Below are 21,216 nucleotides of genomic sequence, written 5' to 3'. Positions count from 1 at the left end.
AGGTGGGTTGTCGTGACCAGCGCACGCGAGCACATCCGGAACCTCGTCGCCTCCGGCGACACCTTCGACCAGCCCGCCAAGGAGCTGCGGGAGCTGCAACTCGACGCCGCACGGGAGGCCTTCGCCGCCCATCGCGAACGCATCCCGCTGCTGCGTACCCGGGCCGAGGAGACCGGCGTCCACGAGATCACCGCTCCCGCGGACCTCGTCCCGCTCCTCTTCTCGCACACCAGCTACAAGTCGTACCCCGTCTCCCTGATCACCGCAGGCCGCTGGGACCGGCTGCTGCGCTGGTACACCACCGTGTCCGTGGTCGAATCCGGCGACGTCGACCTCGACGGCGTAGCGGACATCGACGACTGGACCGACCGCATCACGGCCGCCGGACACCGCCCGTACATCACCAGCGGTACGTCGGGAAAGGTCTCCTTCCTCAACTGCGACGGCACCGACCTGCGGTTCCTGCACGACATCCTGGAAAACCTCACCTGCTGGCCCGACCCGCTGCCGCCGAAACCAACCCGCCGCGCCTATCTGCTCGCACCCGCGAGCGGCCCGATGCGCTCCATCGACGGCTTCCGCGGGCACGCCGACGTCTTCGCCCGCCCCGAGGAGACCCACCTGCTGACCGACGAACCACTGCGGGTGTCGGAGCTGATGAGCAGTGCCCTGCTGCGTCGGCGGATGGCGGAAGGGACGGCGACCCCGCAGGAGATCGGCTCCTTCGAGGCCGCGTCCGAGACCCGCGAGCAACAGCTGGGCGCCGCGCTGACGCAGATCGTCGACGACATCGCCGCCCACCGCGACGAGCCGCTGCTCATCGCCGGGATGAACAACCAGCAGTTCGCCCTGATCCAGGCCCTGCGCGAGCGCGGCGTCCCCGACGGCAGCCTGCACCCGGACACGCTGGTGCTCAGCGGCGGCGGCAACAAGGGCCGGGCACTGCCCGACGACTACCAGCAGCAACTCGCCGCCTTCTACCTCGGCGTGCGGCGAGTGCGCAGCTACGGCATGACGGAACTCCAGGGCTCCTGCCTCGCCTGCGAGTCGGGCCGCTACCACGTACCGCCCTGGGTGATCCCGCTGATCCTCGACGAGCCCGGCGAGACCCTGCTGAACCCCGAACACGGCGTCGTGGAGGGCCGGTTCGCCTTCCTGGACGTCTCCCTGTCGGGCCGCTGGGGCGGACTCATCAGCGGAGACCGGGTGTCCGTCGACTTCTCGCCGTGCGACTGCGGCCGACCGGGACCGGCCGTGCTGCCGGACATCCGGCGCTACGGCGACCTCGGCGGCGACGACAAGATCACCTGCGCCGCCACACTCGACTCCTACGTGCGGGGGATGATCCACGGATGACCACGACCACAAGGACGAGCGGCACGACCGTGGTCCATGTCGTCCACGGCGACGTAGCCGAAGGCGGCCCGTACATCGACCACGGCCGCGGTGATACGGCCTTCAGCGCGCCGGCCCTCGACCTGAACCGCCTGGTGTGGCCCCGCACCGAACCCGGCCCCGCCTTCAACGTGCCCAGCGCCGAGATCGTCGACCTGCTCGTGGAGACCGGCGAGGCCCTGAAGACGGACCGGCAGGGCCTGCTCGCCGAAGCCCTGGCGGCGATGGTCCGGGTCAGCCCGCTCCCCGCGGAGGTGCTGGAGCGCGCCTACGCCGTCCTGTGGCGCAGCTTCCAACGACCCTCCCTGCGCGCCCAGATCGACCATGAACTCGGCGGCCCCGATGTGCTCGACGGCTGGCGGGAGGTGCGCCTGCCCGAGGGTCGCCTCGCGTCCGTGCGCGCCTTCCCGCCGCGCCTGGTGCACGTCATCGCGGGCAACGCACCCGGAGTGGCCGCCATGTCCGTCGTACGCGGTGCCCTCACCAAGGGCGTCAACCTGCTGAAGCTGCCTTCGAACGACCTGTTCACCGCGACCGCGATCCTGCGCACGATGGCGAAGGTGGCACCCGGCCACCCGGTCGTGCGGTCGTTCTCCGCCGTGTACTGGCGGGGCGGCGACACGACCGTGGAGAGCGTCCTGTTCCGCCCGCAGTTCTTCGACAAGCTCGTCGCCTGGGGCGGCGAGGCCACGATCCGCGGAGCCCTGCAGTACGTCGGCCCGGGCTTCGAGCTGGTCTCCTTCGATCCCAAGACCTCCATCTCGGTGATCGGCCGCGAGGCCTTCGCCACCGAGGAGGCCCTGACGGAGGCCGCGGACGCCGCCGCGGCGGACGCCACGTTCTTCAACCAGCAGGCCTGCGTGGCCAGCCGCTTCCAGTTCGTGGAGGGCTCCGACGAGGACGCCGACCGCTATGCCGCGCTGCTGCGCGAACGGCTGGGCGTAGCCCGGGAGTTCAGCTCGGCCGACGGACCACGCGTCCCCGCCGAACTCCGCGAGGAGATCGACGTACTGCGCTCGATGGAGCCCGACTACCGCGTGTGGGGCGCCTACGACGGCCGGGGCCTGGTCATCCGCTCACCCGAGCCGGTGGACTTCCACCCCGACGGCAAGATCGTGAACGTGATCCCGGTCGCCGCACTCTCGGATGCCGTCACACACGCCGGGGTCGCCACACAGACCGTCGGTGTGTATCCGGACGCCCGGAAGACGGAACTGCGCGACGCCCTCGCCTGCGCCGGAGTGCAGCGCGTGGTGTCACTGGGCCGGGCGGGCGGTATGCCGCCGGGGCTGTCACATGACGGGTTCTATCCGTTGCAGCGGCTGATGCGGTGGGTGAACGACGAGTAGATCAGGGGGCGTGAGGGCTGCTCATGGGGCGAGGCTCACTCCGCCCAGTCGAGCTGATGCTCCGGAGTTCCCACCGACCGCCCGTACGCGATCACTTCGGCACGGCCCGCCTCGTCACCGCGTCGGTACCGGAAGACCTTGCCCGCGAAGACGACGACACGCTCGTCACCCGCGGTGAAGTCCGCGTACCAACCGTTCGACGGTTCGAGGGTGGAAGCGAGGGCGTCGGCGACGTCCGCGACGTCCTCGGCGCCTGCCTCCCATTCGACGAACGTCCACAGGCTCGGCTGTCCGTCGGTCGCACTCGCCGAGACATCCATCCGGCGGATCCCGCGCAGGCGCAGACCTCGCGGCTGGAACACCGCGCCAGAACGGAGGCCTTCGCCGATGACGTATCCGGTGATCACGTGTGAACTCATGCACCGAAGCTAACCGTTGCCACTGACAGTGGCGTGGTGGCGGGACGTCACCCTCCCCCGAAGGTGGCGTCCCGCCACCGCTCCCCCGGTGCCGGACAGTGGTCCGACCGTCCGTGAGGGGCGGTCATGCGCTGTCACCAGCACATGACCGCCGTATCCCCCGATCCCCACGTCGAGTGGAGGCGCACACGGACGAAGTAGCGGCGGCCCTTGACGAGCCGGACGTTGATGGCTGCGTTGTGCGGAGTGCCGCCGTCGTCCTGGCCGGCGAGGTAGCGGGGTTCGCCGTCCCGCTCCTCGAAGACCACGACGACGGTGTCGCTGTCGCCGAAGGTGCCCACGCTGTACTCGCGGGTCTCCGGCGGCTCGACGGTGAAGTCGGCCTGCTCACCAGGGGCGAGGCGGAGCGGCGCGGAGCGGAAGGGTTGCAGCTCGGGTGGCTGGAGGACTTCCGCCGGCGGGTACCAGCGCAGGACGAACTCCTTGTCGGCGGGGGAGAGGGTGCCGGGCGGGTTCAGCCCCGCGCGGTACTGCTCCGGCTCCAGGATCAGCCCGTCCGAGAAGGGGTACTCCATGATCGACTGCGGGTCCCAGACGGAGCCGTTGACCTCGTCCGGGTCGAGCTTGCGCAGGATGTTGAAGTGGGTCCTGTCGCGGCTCCAGAAGTTCGGCGGGCCCGCCAGATCGGCGTACACGGCCTCGTCGTCCCAGTGGATGCCGGCGAACGGGTTCTGGTGCTCGTGCAGCATGCCGAGCGCGTGCCCGATCTCGTGCAGGGCCGTCCCACGCTCCCCGGGCGCGGTCAGGTCCCAGCCGAAGTTCATGGTCCGCTCACCACGCCCGACCCGCAGCGCGTCCTTGCCGACCGTCGACCAGGACCCGTCACCGAGCTGGAACCCGATCCGTAACTCGGCCTCCGAGCGGTCCCCGACCTCCACGAAGTGGAGACCGATGCCCAGGTCCGCCCACTCCTGGAAGCACTCCCGCACGACGTCCTGCTGCTCCTTGGGGCCGGCCCACGACACCCGGCGGTTCTCCCCGGTCCCCGGTACGGCGATGACCGAGCCGTCGTCGTCTCCGTCGAAGAAGTAGTAGTGCAGCACCGTGCCGTTGACCCACATCTGGCGGCCGCTGATGAGCGCACTGAGCCGCTCGGCGGTCAGCCCCGGTGCGAAGACGGGAGCCGACTGCTGCGCGAGCGAGCAGTAGCGTGCGGTCATGCGATCAGGGTGCCGTCGACCGCCCCCGGGGCGCCTGAGTCGAGGGCTACTCAAGTCCCCCTGTATCAGGTGTGAGTAGCCGTGCTCTTGTTCACGTGACGACTTACGAACGGGACGCGAAGGCCCTTGAGCTGCCCTGGCCGTTCACCGGCCGGGAGAACGAACTGGAACTGATCCGCCGGTCCTTGGGCGCGAGCCGGCACGGCATCGTGGTGACGGGACCCGCGGGCTGTGGCAAGACCCGGCTCGTCACGGAGGCGGTCCGCGGCACGGACTGCGCCAAGGCGGCCGGCACGCCCGAGGCCCGGCACATCCCCTTCGCCGCGTTCGCGCACCTGCTGCCCGAGACGGTCACCCTGCACAAGGCGGTCCAACTGCTCTCCGCCGTACGGACCTTGCTCGTCGACGACGCACACCTCCTCGACGACGCCTCGGCCGCCCTGGTCCACCAGCTGGCGGTGCAGGGCCGCACCCGGCTGCTGGTCGTGGCCACGGACGACGTACCGGTGCCCGGCGCGGTGTCCCGGCTGTGGACCGGTGAGCTGCTGCCCCGCCTCACCCTGGAGCCGCTGCCGCACGAGGAGACGGACCGGCTGGCCGCAGCGGGTGCCGGTGGCCGACTGGAGCCGCTCACCGTGAACCGGCTGCACCGACTGTGCGACGGCGACCTCCGGCTGCTGCGCGACCTGTCCGGCGCGCTGCGCGAACAGGGCTTGCTGACCCGAATCCCGGGCTCGGACGAACAAGCCTGGCGCGGCCCGCTGCCCCTGACCGCGACCGTGCGCGAACGCACGGCTCACGTCATCCGCCGCGTCGACACCGACGAGCGCGAGACCCTCGAACTCCTCGCCTTCGCCGACCCCCTGCCGCCGACCGCCGACGACTTCGACCTGCGCGTCCTCGAACGCCTGGAGACCGACGGCCTGATCGACATCGACGACCAAGGCGCCGTACGACTCGCCCATCCTCTGCACGGCCCGGTCCTGCGGGCCACGGCCGGCCGACTGAGGGCCCGGCGGCTGGCCCGCACCCCGGACCAGTGCGGCCCTGCCCTCAAGGACGAGGCGGTCGAGCTGGCACGGCAGATCGACGAGGCCGACGTACGGACGCTGTGGGCACCCGTGGGGGAGTGGCTCATCGAGGAGGGCGAGCCGGTCCCCGCCGAGTACGCGGCCGTACGCGCGCGTGCCGTGCGGCTGCGCGGCGAACTGCGCGAGGCCGCGGCCTGGGCACGCGAGGGCCTGCGGGAATCCCCCGACGACCCCTCCTGCCACCTCGAACTGACCCTCGCCACCGCCCAGTCGGGCGAGGTCACGCCGGCACACAAGGCCCTCACCGCACCTCCGGCATCGGGCGAGGCGGCAACCTGGCTGGCGGCGGCACGCGGCGACATCGACACCGCGATCCGGTCGATCACCGGGGACGACGCGCTGGCCCTCTACGACGCCGTACGCCTGGGCGCTCCCGGACAGACCGCCTCCCGGCTGCCCGCGGACAGCGCCTTCGCAGCCCACGCGGACGCCCTCACCCGCGGCGACGGACCGGCCCTGGACCGGACCGCGGAACGCCTTCAGGAGCGCGGCCTCCTGCTCTTCGCGGCCGAGGCGCACGCCCAGGCCGCACGCTCCCACCGCGACCCCCGCGCCGCCCGCACCTCCCGCACCCGAGCCGTCGCCCTGACCCGCCGCTGCCAGGGCGCCCGCACCCCGGCCCTGTCCGGCCTCGTCCTAGGAGAACTCACCACCCGCCAACGCCAGATCGTCACCCTCGCGGCCGCAGGCCTCACCAACCGCCAGATCGCCGACCACCTCACCCTGTCCGTACGGACCGTCGGCAACCACCTCTACACCGCATACGCCAGACTGGGCGCAAGCGACCGAGCGACTTTGCCAGGCCTGCTGGATGCTCAACCGGCGTGAGTACAGCGCCCCGTCAGGGGCGCGGGGCTGTATCGATATGCGGCTCCGCCGCGTGGGCGCGACAAGCCCCCACCGGCCCGCAGCCAGACCACAACCCACCAGCGGAGCTAAGCCGCCCCGAACGCCGAAAACGCCCACCCCGTAGCCTGATGCACCGCATCCCCCGGCAGCGCCCCGCGAGCATCCCGCAAAGCCTCAGCCAACGACAGCCCCACGCTCAACCCCTTGTGCAAGGCGACCATAAGAGGCACCACCGCCGCGTCATTGACAGGCGCACTGCTCGCAACAACCCCCGCCGTCCCCAGCGGCAACAGCGCCGTGACCAGACCAAGGAGTTCATCCGCACCGACGGACGCCAGCCGCGCGGTATCGCAGCTGGACAGGATGATCCGATACGGGCTGCGGTCCAGCCGCTCGAAGTCGTGCACGATGAGCGGCCCGTCGGCCATCCGCAGCGAGGAGAACAGCGGACTGTCCGCACGGAACGTGCCGTGCGCGGCGATATGGGCCAGCGCCGCCCCGTCCAGTTCTTCCAAGACCCGCGGCACGCGCGCGTCGTCGTGCTCCAGAACCGTCGACTTGTAGTACCAGTCGGCCAGTTCCGGCACTTCCGCACGGCCGGTCGCGAGCCCCGGCCCACGCACCAGGACATGACGGCCACCCGGCGGCGGCTCGGTCTCCCTCGCCCGCAGCCAACTGCTGGCCGACGGCGACACGCTCAGCACCCGCTCCCGCAGCGACGGCAGCAGCGCCCACGGCACCCGGTGCAGCCGGCCCGGCGGCACCACCACGACCGGCCCGGAGCCCAGATGCGCGGCTGCCGGGCCGAGCAGCAGTTCCTCCAGCCGCCGCCCCGCCGCCTCCACCACCGGCAGCCGGCCCTCCGCCCCCGGATGCGCCAGCCGCCGCAGCCCGGCCTGCACATGCTCGGCCTCGACGACCGCGTCCGCGAGCCGCCCGGCCTCGTACCGCCTGACCCGCCCGTGTCCGCACAGCAGCACATGCACGCGCCCGTCGAGCACCACGAGTTCCACCAGCCGCACCTCACCGAGCCGCTCCAGCAGCCGGGCCGGGTCGAAGGACGCCCCGTCGCCGGGCGCGTCGCCGCGGATGTGCAGGGTGCGGGAGCGGATCTCCCGTTCCAGCCGCCGCTGTTCACGTTCCAGGGCCGGGACGGGCCGGGCCTCCATACGGGCGGCCTCCGCGCGTGCGGCGATCTCCCGGTAGGCGGTGAGGGCGCGTTGGAGCGTCGGGTCGGCGGGCGGCCGGGTGGGTGGCGCCGACAGCACGGTGGACCGCCAGCGTTCGCTCCACACCAGCAGCTGCCGCGGCCCGCCGGAGAGCAGACTCGCCTGCTGGGCGAGCGCGGCCAGCTCGGCGCCCTGCGCGGTGGCGCGAGCCCGCAACTCCGAGGCCCCGAGCGTCATCCGGTGGTCGTCGAGTACGTCGAGCCCGCGCCGGCACGCCTCCAGCACCCGTCGGCCGGAACCGGCGGCCTGCGCGCGCAGGGCCTGCGCCGCCCAGCCCGTCAGCCGCGCCAGCGGCGGCCCGCTGCGCCGGCTGCGGGCGGCGACGGTCAAGTGCCGTTCCGCGTCGGTCCGCCAGCCCAGCTCCAGGGCGATCCGGCCCGCGAGCAGGGACGCCTCGGGCGCGGCCGGCGCTTCGAACACGGCCAGCCGGTCCGCCACCGCGGCGGCGTCCGCGACGAGACGGCCCGAGCCCCGCCCGGCGGCCACCCGCGCCTCGATCAGCACCAGCCGGGCGTGCGTCTCCCACCAGGTGCGGCGCTGCGCCGCGAACAGCCGTACGGCCAGATCCGCGCGGGCGATCGCGGTCTGCGGATCGCCCGCGAGCCGTGCCGCGCGGGCGGCGGCCAGCAGCAGCTCCGCCTTCCGCGTGGACTGCCCGCCGATGCCGTCGAGCACCCCTATGGCCGTGTCGGCCTCGGCGAGCGCCTCGGGGGCGAGACCGGCCGCCATCAGGACCTCGCAGCGCCGGATGTTGAGCATGAACGTCGGCGTACCGAGTTTGGCGTACCGCTCCTCGGCCTCGTCCAGGAGCCGCAGCGCGGCCGGCACGTCCCCCGACCGGAACGCGGCCAGCCCCCGGCTCTCCACCGCGTCCGCCTTGTCGTGCTCCTGGCCGGTGGTGTCCCACAGCGCCTCGGCGGCGGTGAAGTCGGCCTCGGCCCGCTCCACCGCGCCCAGCGCCAGATGCACGGTCGCCCGCAGCGTCAGCGCCCGCGCCGTCCAGATGACGTCGTCGGCCTGCCGCAGCACGGGTATGGCCCGGCGTACGTCCTCCAGCGCCTCCCGGTGACGGCCCAGCACCCACCAGACGTACGCCCGGCGGTACAGCACCCGCGCCCGGGTAAGTCCCGTGCCGCGCGCGACACCTCGCTCGAACGCCTCCAGGCCCTGCCGGGTGCTGCCCGCGTGGACCAGTGCCACGCCGAGGGTGCCCAGGATGTCGGCCTCCCGGTCGGCCGATCCGGCGCGTGCCGCCAGATCGCGGGCGCGCCGCAGATGCCGCAGGGCGATCCGCAGGTCGCCGAAGTCCCGCTGCCACATGCCGATCACCTGGTGGGCGATACTGGCGTGCAGCGGTGAGGGATCGTCGGCGAGGACCTGTTCCGCCCGCGCCAGAGCCTCTTTCGGTGCGGCGAACACCATCGGCAGCAGTTCGAGAACCGAGTCGCTTCCCGCTGTCACCCAAAGGATGGTAGTGGCCCCGGATACACGCCACACGGGTTTGGCGCTGTATCAAGCGACGGCTCAGTGACTCTGACTGACGACCGACGCCTCTGTGGGAGGGGACACGCGATGGCACCTCAGCGATTCCATGAGCAGTTCGACCAGATCCAGCGCTCCATGCCCGACGTGCCGCTGGCGATGGGGCCGGACGACTCCGCCGAGTTCTTCTACGAGAAGGGCGTGGTCCTCGCCCGGGACGGGGAGGAGGCCCGGGTCGTCGAGGAGACCGTGCGCACGCACTTCACGGAGACCACCGGCCTCACCTCGGACCGGGTACGCCGGGCGGGTCCGGAGACCAACCGGTCCGGCATCACCCGTATCCAGGTCGGCGACCCCGGCCACGGCGACCGCCGCGGTGACCGTGCCGTCGCGGGCGCCCTGCGTGCCCTGCGGGGGGCGGAAGAGCGCACGGGGCGCAAGCTGGTCAGCCGTAACCACGTGGTGTCCACGACGGTCAACGCCTGCAACCCGGCGGAGCCCGTGCCCGCCCTGCTCAGCCAGACACCCAACCCGTCCGCCGCCGAGGCGTCGTACGACCCGGACACGGCCGTCGGCGTGCTGGTCATCGACACGGGTCTGGTGCACGACTTCCGCTCGTACCCGCTCATGGCGCATGTGCAGGGGGACGCCCAGATCAAGGAGTGCGACGAGAACGGAATCCTCCAGCAGTACGTCGGCCACGGCACGTTCATCGCCGGACTCGTCGCGGCCCTGTCGCCCAACACGGACATCGGCGTCAGCAACTCGCTCAACGACGCGGGCGCCATCCTGGAGTCAGAGTTCGGCGAGAAGCTCTTCGACGCCGTCGACCGGCACGGCTGGCCGGACATCATCAGCCTCTCCGCGGGCACGCCGAACGGCACCGCGACCGGGCTGCTCGGCGTGGAGAACTTCATGCAGGCACTGCGGAACCAGCCCCGCACCCTCCTTGTCGCCGCCGCCGGCAACAACGCCAGCGCCACGCCGTTCTGGCCCGCCGCCTACGCCGACCTGCCCGACTACCAGGACGTCGTGCTGTCGGTCGGCGCGCTGCGCAGCGACGGCGAGTTCGGCGCCTGCTTCACCAATCACGGTTCCTGGGTGAAGGTCTACGCCCCCGGTGAGCAGCTGACGAGCCCCCTCATCGGCTTCGACGCCCCCGTGCCGTACGTGTACCAGCACACCACGTACGACGCCTGCCGGTTCGGCTTCTCCTACCTGTGCACCTGCGTGCACCCCCGCCACACCGGCGAACTGACCTCCGGTTCGGTCAAGCCCGACCAGGTGATGTTCGAGGGGTTCGCGCACTGGAGCGGGACCTCGTTCGCCACTCCCGTGGCCGCCGGTCTGGTCGCCGCCCATATGACCGCGCACAAGGAGGCCGACGCCCGCGCCGCCCGACGGCAGCTGCTCGCCGCGAACTCAGAGTTCGCCGAAGTGCGCGGGGCGCACGTACCGGCGCTGCGGCCGTCGACCTGGCGCCCGGTTCCGGTCGTCCAGCACCCGGCAGGCGCATGACCGTCGGAACCGCCCCTTCCACGGCGTACGATGACGTGCCGTACACGAGGGGTGGGGCCGTGGACCGTGCAGATGTCGGCGCGCTCGTCCAGTCAGCCGTCGACGGTGACGCGGCGGCCTGGAAGGCGCTGGTGGAAGGGCTGAGCCCACTGGTGTGGTCCGTCGTGCGCGCGCACCGGCTCTCCGACGCCGACGCGCACGAGGTGTACCAGACCGTGTGGTTCCGCTTCGCCCAGCATCTCGGACGCATCCGAGAGCCCCAGAAGGCAGGGGCGTGGCTGGCCAGCACCGCACGGCACGAGTCCCTGAAGGTGCTCAAGAGCCTGAGGCGGCTGACTCCCACGGACGACGCCCAACTGCTGGACCGGGTCAGCGAGGACCGTACGCCTGAGCAGTCGGTCATCGACTCGGAGGACGCCGCGGCCCAGACCGAGCGCATCCGGCGGCTGTGGCAGGAGTTCGAGGAACTGGGCGAGCGCTGCAGGCAGTTGCTGCGGATACTGATGGCCACACCGCCGCCCAGCTACCAGGAGGTGTCCGCCGCCCTGGGGATCGCCGTGGGCAGCATCGGGCCGTTGCGCCAGCGCTGTCTGCGACGCCTGAGGGCCCGACTCGAGGGAGCGTTGTGAACGAGAGGGACGACGAGCGCTTCGGCGACGAAGAAGGGCTGGAAGACGGGCTGGAGGAAGGGCTGGACAAGGACTTGGCCGACGGCCTGCTGGACGAACTCCGCCAGGCCGCCGCCATCCTCGACCCCGTCCCGGCGGAACTGCGGCGCAGCGCCGTCGAGGCGTACGCGCTGCGCGACCTCGACGCCCGGCTGGCTGAGTTAACGTTCGACTCGCTGACCGACGCGATCCCGGTCAGAGGGGTCACGGACGCGCCGCGAATGCTGACCTTCCGCTCGGGGGACGTGACCGTCGACGTGGAGGTGACCGGGCAGGGTCTGCTGGGCCAGGTGCTGCCGCCGCAGTCGGCCAGCATCGAGGTCCTCGGCGGCCCGCCGGCGGCTCCGCCCACCACGCTCACCTCCGACGACATGGGCCGCTTCACCAGCGACGCACCCCCGTCCGGCCCGTTCGCCCTGAGGCTGCGGACCGGCGGGGAGGTAGTCGTCACGGAGTGGCTGCGGGCCTGACGGGGCGGACGGGCGCGCCTCGGGAGGGTCCGGTAGCCGCCCGGCTGACCGGGCGCGGGCGGGGTTGGTCGGGGCGCGCATGTCCCGGCATGCTCGGGGTCGCCCGGTTTGCTGGGCGCGGGCGGGGTTGGTGGGGGCGCGCATGCCCCGGCATGTTCGGAGCCGTCCACCTCACCACGCGCACGGCAGGGTCTGCGGGCCGCGGATCATCGTTTTGCGGCGCCAGACGACCTGGTCGGCGGGGACGGCGAGCCGCAGGCCCGGCAGCCGGTCCAGGAGGGTGCCGATGAGCAGTTCGGTCTGCAGGCGGGCGAGCACGGCACCGGTGCAGTAGTGCGAGCCGTTGCCGAAGGCCAGGTGCGGGTTCGGGGCGCGGTCGAGGTCGATCCGGTCCGGCTCGGGGAAGACCTCCGGGTCGCGGTTGGCGGCCAGATAGGAGACGTAGACGGCGTCGCCCGCCGCGATGCGCTGCCCCCGCAACTCGACGTCCTCCAAGGCGATCCGGGCCAGCCCGACCGAGCTGCGGTGCGGGATGTACCGCAGCAACTCGTCCAGCGCGGCGTCCCGTACCTCGGGCCTGTTGCGCACCCCCTCCATGAGCTCGGGCCGGGTGAGCAGCAGGTAGAGCATCTGGCCGCAGTTGTGGGTGACGGCCTCGCCGCCGATCTGCAGCGGACCGGCGAGACCCACCGCCTCCGTCTCGCTGATCTCGCCGCGCTCGACGGCGGCGGCCAGCAGCGAGTACACGTCGTCGCCCCCGCTGCCCCCGCCGCGGATCGTCTCCGTGATCCAGGCGTACATGCCGTTCTTCGCACGGTCGGCGGCCTCCGCGCCACCGGACGTGGAGATGATCTGCCGCGTCCAGGCGTGCACCTGCTCCCGGTCGGCGGCGGGTACGCCCATGACCTCGCTCACCAGATTGATCGGGAAGGGCTCCAGCACCCGCTCGATGAGATCCGCGGGAGGCCCGTCCTGTACGACGCCGTCCACCAGGCCGTCGAGCATCTCCTGCGCCCGGGGCCGCAACCGCTTCATCGCACCCACGGTGAACGCACCCGCGACGGCCTTGCGCAGCCGGTTGTGGTCGGGCTGGTCGGCGAAGGCGAGCGAACCCGGCCGCGGCTTGAAGTGCGGTGCCATCCGCGTCACCTGACGCTTCGGCACCTCAGCGCGGCCGAACCGCGGATCGTTGGTGATCATCTTCACGTCGTCGTAGCGCGTGGCCAGCCACGCCCACCCCTCGCCGTGCGGCAGCCGGATCCGGGTCAGCGGGCCCTCCCGCATGAGGTCCGCGAGGAACGGATCGAACTCCGTCCCGTCCAGGTCGAGCGCGGGCCAGTCCCGTACCGGCGGCGGGGCCTGGTCGGCGAGCGTGGTGGTCATCTCGTCGGTCATGCCCCCACCCTCACTGCCTCCGCCCGGTCTGTCGCGCGGGAGTGCTCCAGGCGGAGGGCAGAGAGGCAGGAGGGCAGGAGAGCCCGACGGCCGGAGGGTCAGAGCGGCACGGAGTCGACCAGCCGCGCCAGCGCCGAGGCGAGCCGGGACAGCCCGCTCCCCGCGGGCCCGCCCGGCTCCGTCATATACGTGTCCCGCCGGATCTCCACCATCAGCGCGCTCACCCGCGGCTCGGCCCGGTAGAACTCCAGCGGCACATACGTGCCGCTGAACGGGCTGTCCAGCCCCACCTCCCCGAAGACCTCCCGGGCGGCGGCCACCAGCTCGGGCGGCGTGTGGAAGGAGTCGGTACCGAGACAGACGGGCGGCCGAGGCCCCGATCCGTGCAGCTCGTACGGCAGCGGGGCGCTGGGATAGGAGTGCACATCGATGATCACGGCCCGCCCGACGGCCGCCAGCCGATCCGCCACGGCGTCCGTCATGGCTTGTGCGTACGGCCGGAAGTACGCGTCGATCAAAGGCTCGGGATCGATGCCGTCCACCCGCAGCACACCCCGCTGAGTGGTCCGCGTATACACGGCCCCCATCCCCACGGCCAGCATCTCCTCCCGCCCGTCCGGAAACCGCTCGGGGTCGACGACCAGCCGCGAGAGCCGATTGACGAACCGCCAGGGAGCGAGGGCAGCCAACTCGGCCGCCACGTCAGCGAGTTCAGCCGTATGCCCGTCGGTGATGCGGTCGAGTTCTCCCTCCAGCGCGTCGTCGTCCAGCACGATGCCCGAGCGCACGTGCGGCGGTATGTCCCGCGCCCCGTGCGGCACATGGAGGATCACGGGGGAGTCATCGGAGCCGGGCAGCAGCTCAAAGGAGGGCGGTGAGAGGCGAGGCATCAGGCGACTCCTGGGTATGGACGTCGAACGACGGGCTGCCGTCCCGCCCAGCTGCGGACGCGTGCCGCTTGGGGCGGCGCCCGCCCGGCAGGCGGCAGGCTGCCGTCCCGCCCAGCTGCGGTCGGCCGTCCCGCCAAGCTGCGGGCAGTCGCGCCGCCTGGCGCGGCGCCCACCCGGCAGGCAGTCCGCCAAGCTGCGGGCATTCGTGCCGCCTGGGGCGGCACGGGTGGGCGCAGGCGGCACCCCGTCAGCGCCGGGCTGCGCGACCCACCTCCGGCCGGCACCCCCACACCGCCCGGCAATGAGACACGGCTCCGCCCCGGCCGGGCAACGCCAACCGGGGCGGAACGGTACACAAGCGGGCCGGGTCGCTAAACCCCGCCCCTACGTCAGCTCAGCGACGCCAGCGTCTCGTTCCACGTCGTGGACGGCCGCATCACCGCCGCCGCCTTCGCCGGGTCGGGCTGGTAGTAGCCGCCGATCTCGGCCGGGCTGCCCTGGACGGCGTTCAGCTCCCCGACGATCTTCTGCTCGTTCGCGGCGAGCGTCTCGGCCAGCGCCGCGAACGCCTTCGCCAGGTCCGCGTCGTCGGTCTGCTGGGCCAGCTCCTGCGCCCAGTACAGGGACAGGTAGAAGTGGCTGCCGCGGTTGTCGATCCCGCCGACGCGACGGGTCGGCGACTTGTCCTCGTTGAGGAAGGTCGCCGTGGCGCGGTCGAGCGTGTCGGCGAGGACCTTCGCGCGGGAGTTCCCGGTGAAGCCGGCGTAGTGCTCCAGGGCCGGCACCAGCGCGAAGAACTCGCCGAGCGAGTCCCAGCGCAGGTAGTTCTCCTTGACCAGCTGCTGGACGTGCTTCGGCGCGGAGCCGCCGGCGCCCGTCTCGAACAGGCCGCCGCCCGCCATCAGCGGCACGACCGACAGCATCTTGGCGCTGGTGCCCAGCTCCAGGATCGGGAACAGGTCGGTGAGGTAGTCACGCAGCACGTTGCCGGTCACCGAGATCGTGTTCTCGCCGCGGCGGATGCGCTCCACCGACAGCTTGGTGGCCTCGACCGGGTTCAGGATCCGGATGTCCAGGCCCTCGGTGTCGTGCTCCGGCAGGTACGCCTTGACCTTGGCGATCAGGTTGGCGTCGTGCGCGCGGGTCTCGTCCAGCCAGAACACCGCCGGGTCGCCGGAGGCACGTGCGCGGGTGACGGCCAGCTTCACCCAGTCCTTGATCGGCGCGTCCTTCGTCTGGCAGGCGCGGAAGATGTCACCGGCGGAGACGGCCTGCTCGATGACGGCGTCGCCGTTCTGGTCGACCAGGCGGACCGTGCCGGTGACCGGGATCTCGAACGTCTTGTCGTGGGAGCCGTACTCCTCGGCCTTCTGCGCCATGAGGCCGACGTTCGGGACCGAGCCCATGGTCGACGGGTCGTAGGCGCCGTTGGCGCGGCAGTCCTCGATCACCGCCTGGTAGACACCGGCGTAGGAGGAGTCCGGCAGCACCGCGAGGGTGTCCGCCTCCTGGCCGTCCGGGCCCCACATGTGGCCGGAGGTGCGGATCATGGCCGGCATGGAGGCGTCGACGATGACGTCGGACGGCACGTGCAGGTTGGTGATGCCCTTGTCGGAGTCGACCATCGCCAGCTCCGGGCCCTCGGCGAGCTCGGCGTCGAAGGAGGCCTTGATCTCGGCGCCCTCGGGCAGGGACTCCAGGCCCTTGTAGATACCGCCCAGACCGTCGTTCGGGGTCAGACCGGCGGCGGCGAGCTTGTCGCCGTACTGCGCGAACGTCTTCGGGAAGAAGGCGCGGACCACATGGCCGAAGACGATCGGGTCGGAGACCTTCATCATCGTGGCCTTGAGGTGCACGGAGAACAGCACGCCCTCCGCCTTGGCCCGGGCGACCTGCGCGGTCAGGAACTCGCGCAGCGCGGCGACGCGCATCACGGAGGCGTCGACGACCTCGCCCTCTTGAACGGGTACGGACTCACGCAGGACGGTGGTGGAGCCGTCGTCGCCCTTGAGCTCGATACGGAGCGAACCGGCCTCGGAGATCACGACGGACTTCTCGGTGGACCGGAAGTCGTCGACGCCCATCGTCGCCACGTTCGTCTTGGAGTCGGAGCTCCAGGCGCCCATGCGGTGCGGGTGGGTCTTGGCGTAGTTCTTGACCGAGGCGGGGGCGCGGCGGTCGGAGTTGCCCTCACGCAGGACCGGGTTGACCGCGGAGCCCTTGATCTTGTCATAGCGGGCCTGGATCTCCCGCTCCTCGTCGGTCTTCGGGTCGTCCGGGTAGGCCGGCAGCGCGTAACCGTGCGCCTGCAGCTCGGCGACCGCGGCCTTGAGCTGCGGGATGGACGCCGAGACGTTCGGCAGCTTGATGATGTTGGCCTCGGGCGTCTTGGCCAGTTCGCCCAGCTCGTGCAGGTCGTCCGGAATGCGCTGGTCCTCGGTGAGGTACTCCGGGAACACCGCGAGGATGCGGCCGGCCAGCGAGATGTCCCGCGTTTCCACGGCGACACCCGCCTGCGAGGCGTACGCCTGGACCACCGGCAGGAAGGAATACGTTGCCAGGGCCGGGGCCTCGTCAGTGTGCGTATAGATGATGGTCGAGTCAGTCACCGGGTGCTCCGCTCCACGTCTGCAACATTGCTCGACATCAAGATATCTCGTGGTCGACCTCGGCTCGACAGGGGTCCTCGCAGGGTTTCGCGGATTCTGTGCATCTTCTGAGCGATCCCAAGCGTCTGATCTTGTGATCGCGCACCTTGATCGCAGGTCGATCGCACTCCGATCGCACTTCATCCGACGGCCGGACCTGACCACCCGGCCGCCCGAGCGAAAGCGGACCATGAGATATCGCAGCAGAGTGACCGCCCCGGCCGCCCTGATCGGCACCGCCGCGGCCCTGTCCGTCGGCGCCCAGGCGCACGCGGCTCCGGCAGCCACGGGCACGCCCGGCCCGGAGACGTTGGGGGACCCCGTCTACCCGAGCCTCGGCAACGACGGCTACCGCGTGTCGGCCTACCACCTCGACCTCGCCTACGACGCCACGACGAAGCTCGTCGACGCCACGGCCACCCTGAAGATCACCACCACCCAGGAGCTCACCCGCTTCTCCCTGGACGCCCTCGGCCTGGACATACGCACCGTCACCGTGGCCGGCCGCACGGCCGCCTTCGAGCAGGCCGACGAGAAGCTGCGGATCACGCCCGCCCGGTGCCTGCCCGCGGGCAAGAAGACCGCCGTCGCCGTGACGTACACGGCGGACCCGCGCCGCACCCTCGCGCACACGGCGTGGGTCCCCACCCCGGACGGCTTCGCCATCTGCCCCCAGCCGGACTCGGCGCACACCGTCTTCCCGTGCAACGACCACCCGGTGGACAAGGCGGACTTCACCTTCCGCATCACCGTCCCGGCGGGCCTGCGCGGCGTCGCGAGCGGTCGCCTCGTGAGCACCGAGAACCTCGCCGACGGCCGGACCGCGTACACCTACCGCTCCAGGGAGCCGATCGCCACCGAGATCGTGCAGATCACGGTCGGCGACTACGTGGTCACGGACCGGCCCGGCCCGCACGGACTCCCGCTCCGGGACGTCGTACCGACCGCCCGCGCCACCGCCCTGGAGCCGGCGCTCGCCCTCACACCGAACCTGGTGAGCTGGATCGAGCAGCGGCTCGGGGCGTACCCGTTCGAGACGTACGGCCTGCTGCCCTGCAACTCCGACGACCCGAACGCCTTCGACTTCACCGGCCTGGAGACCCAGACCCTCACCCTGTACAAGCCGAACTACCTCCTCCAGGAGGAGTCCAAGATCGGCTCGCACATGATGCACGAGCTGGTCCACTCCTACTTCGGCAACCTGGTCTCCCCGGCCACCTGGGCCGACCTGTGGATCAACGAGGGCCACGCCGACTTCTACGGGCTGCTCTACCGCTACGAGCGCGGCTGGCCGGACTCCATCGGCTTGACCACGATGGAGGCCCGGATGAAGAACACCTACGCGCGGGGCGACCAGTGGCGCCGTGACTCGGGCCCGGTCGCGGCCCCGAACGCGGTGAACCTCTTCGACAGCCAGCGCTACCTCGGCGGCGTCCTCGTGCTCTACGCCCTGCGCAACGAGATCGGCGAGACGGTGTTCAACGCCGTGGAGCGCGCCTTCCTGGACCGCTTCCGCAACTCCTCGGCGTCCACGGACCACTACATCGCCGTCGCCTCGGAGGTCTCCGGCCGCGACCTGTCCGGCTTCCTGCGGGACTGGCTCTACGGCACGAAGACCCCGCGGATGCCCGGACACCCCGACTGGACGGTGACGCCGCCGAGTACGTCGCTGCGGCGGCCGGAGAACCGGACGGACGGGCACCACGACAACTCGGCCACCCTGTAAGGGATCGGTCGAGGTAGAGGTAAGGGATCAGTCGAGCCGGGCGGCGGGGATCGCGCCCGGCTCGACCACGATCTCCGCGCCGCGCGGCTGCGGAATCGACACCGCGCCCTGCTGCAGGGCCACCGTGCGGGTCGGGGAGGGGATGCGGATGCCCTCCTCGTGGTAGCGCTTGTGCAGGCGCTTGATGAACTCGTGCTTGATCCGGAACTGGTCGCTGAACTCGCCGACGCCCAGGATGATCGTGAACCCGATGCGCGAATCGCCGAAGGTGTGGAAGCGCACCGCAGGCTCATGGTCCGGCATGGCGCCGGTGATCTCGGTCATCACCTCGGCGATCACCTCCATGGTGACCCGCTCCACGTGCTCCAGGTCGCTGTCGTAGGCGACGCCCGCCTGGAGCAGGATGGTGAGGTCCTGCTCGGGGCGGTTGTAGTTGGTCATGTTCGTTCCCGCCAACTGGCCGTTGGGGATGATGACCAGGTTGTTGGAGAGGTTGCGGACGGTGGTCTGCCGCCAGTTGATGTCGGTGACATAGCCCTCCTCGCCGCTGCTCAGCCGGATGTAGTCACCGGGCTGGACGGTCTTCGAGGCGAGGATGTGGATGCCCGCGAAGAGGTTGGCGAGCGTGTCCTGCAGCGCCAGGGCGACCGCGAGACCACCCACACCGAGGGCGGTGAGCAGCGGGGCTATGGAGATGCCCAGCGTCTGCAGCACCACCAGGCAGCCGATCGCCAGGACCACGACCCGGGTGATGTTGACGAAGATCGTGGCCGACCCGGCGACCCCGGAGCGGGCCTGGGTGACCGTGCGGATCAGTCCGGCGACCATCCGGGCCGCCGAGATCGTCACGACGAGGATCAGCAGGACGGTCAGGCCCTGGTTGACGTTGCGATGAACCGTCCTGGTGAGCGGCAGCGCCGCCGCCGCGGCCGCCGCGCCGCCCACTATCGCGGTCCACGGGATCACCGTCCGCAGCGCGGCGACGATGACCTCGTCGCCGGTCCAGCGGGTGCGGTCCGCGTGCTTGCCCAGCCAGCGCAGCAGCATCCGCAGCAGGAACGCCGCCAGCAGGCCCGCGGCCATCGCGATACCGGCGATGACCAGGTCGTGCATGGTGAGTTCGCGGTTCACCGGTCACCTCCGGTGAGAAGATCCGCGGGGACATTCCTCGCCGACAGCCGGATGTGAAGTCTCGTCACCTGGTCACCTGCTCGCTTCCGTGATGTGCGCCTCGCGCCGGACAGGTCCTTCGATGTCCGGCGCGAGGGCTCATCCTGCCGTATCGGGCACAGGAGTTCGTACCGGGACCGATGCCCGGATCGCGCAGCTCAGACGATTCCCTCGGCCAGTTCGGCCTGCTCCCGGTCGTCGCCGTACGCCGCTGTGGTGGGCGTTCCGTACGAACGCCGGGCGACGAACCACCACACCGTGGCGAGGACGAGTACGACAGCGAGGGCGACGGAGGCGTAGTTCATTGTGTCGACCGTCACCGGAGACGACTGGGGCAGGCAGAACAGCACCGTCACACAGGCCACCCACGCCACCGCGGTCCAGCCGATCGGCCTGCTCCACCGGCCCAGGTTCCAGGGCCCGGGCTGGAAGCGGTCGCCCGCCCGAAGCCGCAGGAACACGGGGATGACGTATGCGGGCGTGATGCCGATGACGTTGATGGCGGTGACCGCGCCGTACGCCGTCGCCGAGTACAGGGACGGCAGGGCGAGGACGCAGGCGACCGCCACCGACAGCCAGACGGCGGCGACCGGGGTCTGGGTGCGGCTGCTGACCTTGCGCCACAGGTGGGAGCCCGGCAGCGCGCGGTCCCGGCTGAACGCGAACACCATGCGGCTGGCCGCGGCCACTTCGGCGTTGCCGCAGAACAGCTGGGCGACGATCACCACGAGCAGCAGGGCGCTTGCGCCGTCGGTGCCGAGGCCGTCGAGCAGGATCTGCGCGGGCGGCACCCCGGTCTCGCTGGCGCGTGTGGCGTCGTAGTCCTGGATGGCGAAGGTGAGGCCGGCGAGCAGCACGAAGCCCGCGATCCAGGAGACCCAGATGGCGCGCACGATGCCGCGGGCCGCCGACACCGAGGCGTTGGAGGTCTCCTCGGAGAGGTGAGCGGAGGCGTCGTAGCCGGAGAAGGTGTACTGCGCGAGCAGCAGGCCGATCGCGGCGACGTAGACGGGGTTGGACCAGCCGGTGTCGTTGACGAACTCGGTGAAGACGAAGGACGGCGACTGGTGGTGGTCGGGGACGATGGCCAGCGCCCCGACGATGACCGCGACACCGGCGAGGTGCCACCACACGCTGATGGAGTTGAGGACGCTGACCAGCCGGACGCCGAACAGGTTCAGGGTGGCGTGCAGCAGCAGGATCACCATGAAGATCAGGAACGTCTTCTCCGGCGTCGGCTCGAAGCCCCACTGGAGGTTCATGAAGGCGCCGGTGAACAGGGCGGCCCCGTAGTCGATACCGGCGATCGCGCCCAGCAGACCGAGCAGATTCAGCCAGCCCGTGTACCAGCCCCAGCGCCGGCCGCCGAGCCGGTCGGCCATGTAGTACAGGGCGCCCGAGGTCGGGTAGGCGCTGGTGACTTCCGCCAGGGCGAGTCCGACGCACAGCACGAACAGGCCGACGCCGGCCCAGCCCCACAGCATCACGGCGGGCCCGCCGGCGCCCATGCCGAAGCCGTACAGGGTCATGCAGCCGGACAGGATCGAGATCACGGAGAAACTGATGGCGAAGTTGCCGAAGCCGCCCATGCGGCGGGCGAGCACGGGGCGGTAGCCGAGTTCACGCAGGCGCTGTTCCTCGTCGTGGGGCGGGACGCCGGACGGAGCGGGGGTGGGGGACATGCGGAACCAAACCTC

General features: G+C 71.2%; 15 protein-coding genes. 7 read left to right on the top strand and 8 right to left on the bottom strand.

The window, feature by feature from the left end; all coding sequences use genetic code 11:
- Positions 1-12 precede the first annotated feature (12 nt).
- Entirely contained in the window at positions 13-1,356 is a 1,344-nt protein-coding gene (locus tag OG828_RS05810; protein WP_328350948.1) for a hypothetical protein, read from the top strand.
- On the top strand, positions 1,353-2,744 hold the full coding sequence (locus OG828_RS05805; protein WP_328500315.1) for an acyl-CoA reductase: 1,392 nt from the start codon (positions 1,353-1,355) through the stop codon (positions 2,742-2,744). Before OG828_RS05810 ends, OG828_RS05805 begins: the two co-directional genes overlap by 4 nt.
- Before the next feature lie 35 nt (positions 2,745-2,779).
- On the opposite strand, the gene OG828_RS05800 is transcribed toward OG828_RS05805, so the two are convergent.
- Together OG828_RS05800 and absR1 are read right to left on the bottom strand one after the other, a co-directional pair.
- The gene (locus OG828_RS05800; protein WP_328500314.1) at positions 2,780-3,163 is read right to left on the bottom strand and encodes a hypothetical protein; all 384 of its coding nucleotides are present in this window, start codon (positions 3,161-3,163) and stop codon (positions 2,780-2,782) included.
- A gap of 134 nt (positions 3,164-3,297) precedes the next feature.
- Complete coding sequence (gene absR1, locus OG828_RS05795) at positions 3,298-4,383, bottom strand: beta-glucuronidase AbsR1 (protein WP_328500313.1); 1,086 nt, start codon at positions 4,381-4,383, stop codon at positions 3,298-3,300.
- Positions 4,384-4,478: 95 nt separating this feature from the next.
- Between absR1 and OG828_RS05790 the strand changes: the two genes are divergently transcribed.
- Positions 4,479-6,302, top strand: coding sequence for a LuxR family transcriptional regulator AbsR2 (locus OG828_RS05790; RefSeq protein WP_328500312.1), 1,824 nt, complete (start codon positions 4,479-4,481; stop codon positions 6,300-6,302).
- 107 nt (positions 6,303-6,409) lie between these two features.
- Here OG828_RS05790 and OG828_RS05785 read toward each other — a convergent pair whose 3' ends face one another.
- Positions 6,410-9,013 (bottom strand): CHAT domain-containing protein, encoded by a 2,604-nt coding sequence (locus OG828_RS05785; protein ID WP_328500311.1) that lies wholly within the window; start codon positions 9,011-9,013, stop codon positions 6,410-6,412.
- Positions 9,014-9,124: 111 nt separating this feature from the next.
- Between OG828_RS05785 and OG828_RS05780 the strand changes: the two genes are divergently transcribed.
- Genes OG828_RS05780 through OG828_RS05770 form a run of 3 tightly spaced genes read left to right on the top strand, consistent with a single transcriptional unit; the run spans position 9,125 to position 11,690 of the window.
- Positions 9,125-10,552 carry a S8/S53 family peptidase gene (locus tag OG828_RS05780; protein ID WP_328500310.1) on the top strand — a complete coding sequence of 476 codons (1,428 nt, stop codon included), beginning with the start codon at positions 9,125-9,127 and terminating at the stop codon, positions 10,550-10,552.
- Positions 10,549-11,181: an RNA polymerase sigma factor gene (locus OG828_RS05775; RefSeq protein WP_328436840.1), complete on the top strand. Its 633-nt coding sequence runs from the start codon at positions 10,549-10,551 to the stop codon at positions 11,179-11,181. The genes OG828_RS05780 and OG828_RS05775 overlap by 4 nt, the downstream gene beginning before the upstream one ends.
- A 38-nt stretch (positions 11,182-11,219) precedes the next feature.
- Positions 11,220-11,690 carry a hypothetical protein gene (locus OG828_RS05770; protein WP_328504809.1) on the top strand — a complete coding sequence of 157 codons (471 nt, stop codon included), beginning with the start codon at positions 11,220-11,222 and terminating at the stop codon, positions 11,688-11,690.
- 171 nt (positions 11,691-11,861) lie between these two features.
- Here OG828_RS05770 and OG828_RS05765 read toward each other — a convergent pair whose 3' ends face one another.
- The 3 genes from OG828_RS05765 to OG828_RS05755 form a co-directional block, all read right to left on the bottom strand.
- Positions 11,862-13,085, bottom strand: coding sequence for a cytochrome P450 (locus OG828_RS05765; protein WP_328500309.1), 1,224 nt, complete (start codon positions 13,083-13,085; stop codon positions 11,862-11,864).
- 98 nt (positions 13,086-13,183) lie between these two features.
- Positions 13,184-13,975, bottom strand: coding sequence for an N-formylglutamate amidohydrolase (locus tag OG828_RS05760; RefSeq protein ID WP_328500308.1), 792 nt, complete (start codon positions 13,973-13,975; stop codon positions 13,184-13,186).
- A gap of 389 nt (positions 13,976-14,364) precedes the next feature.
- Complete coding sequence (locus OG828_RS05755) at positions 14,365-16,584, bottom strand: NADP-dependent isocitrate dehydrogenase (protein ID WP_328500307.1); 2,220 nt, start codon at positions 16,582-16,584, stop codon at positions 14,365-14,367.
- A gap of 229 nt (positions 16,585-16,813) precedes the next feature.
- Between OG828_RS05755 and OG828_RS05750 the strand changes: the two genes are divergently transcribed.
- Positions 16,814-18,349 (top strand): M1 family metallopeptidase, encoded by a 1,536-nt coding sequence (locus OG828_RS05750; protein ID WP_328500306.1) that lies wholly within the window; start codon positions 16,814-16,816, stop codon positions 18,347-18,349.
- Positions 18,350-18,376: 27 nt separating this feature from the next.
- Here OG828_RS05750 and OG828_RS05745 read toward each other — a convergent pair whose 3' ends face one another.
- Both OG828_RS05745 and OG828_RS05740 read right to left on the bottom strand, forming a co-directional pair.
- Entirely contained in the window at positions 18,377-19,480 is a 1,104-nt protein-coding gene (locus tag OG828_RS05745) for a mechanosensitive ion channel family protein (protein WP_328350916.1), read from the bottom strand.
- Positions 19,481-19,677: 197 nt separating this feature from the next.
- Positions 19,678-21,201 (bottom strand): amino acid permease, encoded by a 1,524-nt coding sequence (locus OG828_RS05740; protein ID WP_328500305.1) that lies wholly within the window; start codon positions 21,199-21,201, stop codon positions 19,678-19,680.
- Positions 21,202-21,216 lie beyond the last annotated feature (15 nt).

This window comes from Streptomyces sp. NBC_00457 (assembly GCF_036014015.1).
In the GTDB taxonomy this organism is placed as follows: domain Bacteria; phylum Actinomycetota; class Actinomycetes; order Streptomycetales; family Streptomycetaceae; genus Streptomyces.
This window is presented reverse-complemented; position numbering and strand designations above follow the sequence as displayed.

What these genes read in the sequence shown, in the direction of transcription:
- OG828_RS05805 (WP_328500315.1), top strand. Translation starts at nt 1,353, where the DNA reads ATGACCACGACCACAAGGACGAGCGGCACGACCGTGGTCCATGTCGTC.
- OG828_RS05800 (WP_328500314.1), bottom strand. Translation starts at nt 3,163, where the DNA reads ATGAGTTCACACGTGATCACCGGATACGTCATCGGCGAAGGCCTCCGT.
- absR1 (WP_328500313.1), bottom strand. Translation starts at nt 4,383, where the DNA reads ATGACCGCACGCTACTGCTCGCTCGCGCAGCAGTCGGCTCCCGTCTTC.
- OG828_RS05780 (WP_328500310.1), top strand. Translation starts at nt 9,125, where the DNA reads ATGGCACCTCAGCGATTCCATGAGCAGTTCGACCAGATCCAGCGCTCC.
- OG828_RS05775 (WP_328436840.1), top strand. Translation starts at nt 10,549, where the DNA reads ATGACCGTCGGAACCGCCCCTTCCACGGCGTACGATGACGTGCCGTAC.
- OG828_RS05765 (WP_328500309.1), bottom strand. Translation starts at nt 13,085, where the DNA reads ATGACCGACGAGATGACCACCACGCTCGCCGACCAGGCCCCGCCGCCG.
- OG828_RS05760 (WP_328500308.1), bottom strand. Translation starts at nt 13,975, where the DNA reads ATGCCTCGCCTCTCACCGCCCTCCTTTGAGCTGCTGCCCGGCTCCGAT.
- OG828_RS05750 (WP_328500306.1), top strand. Translation starts at nt 16,814, where the DNA reads ATGAGATATCGCAGCAGAGTGACCGCCCCGGCCGCCCTGATCGGCACC.
- OG828_RS05740 (WP_328500305.1), bottom strand. Translation starts at nt 21,201, where the DNA reads ATGTCCCCCACCCCCGCTCCGTCCGGCGTCCCGCCCCACGACGAGGAA.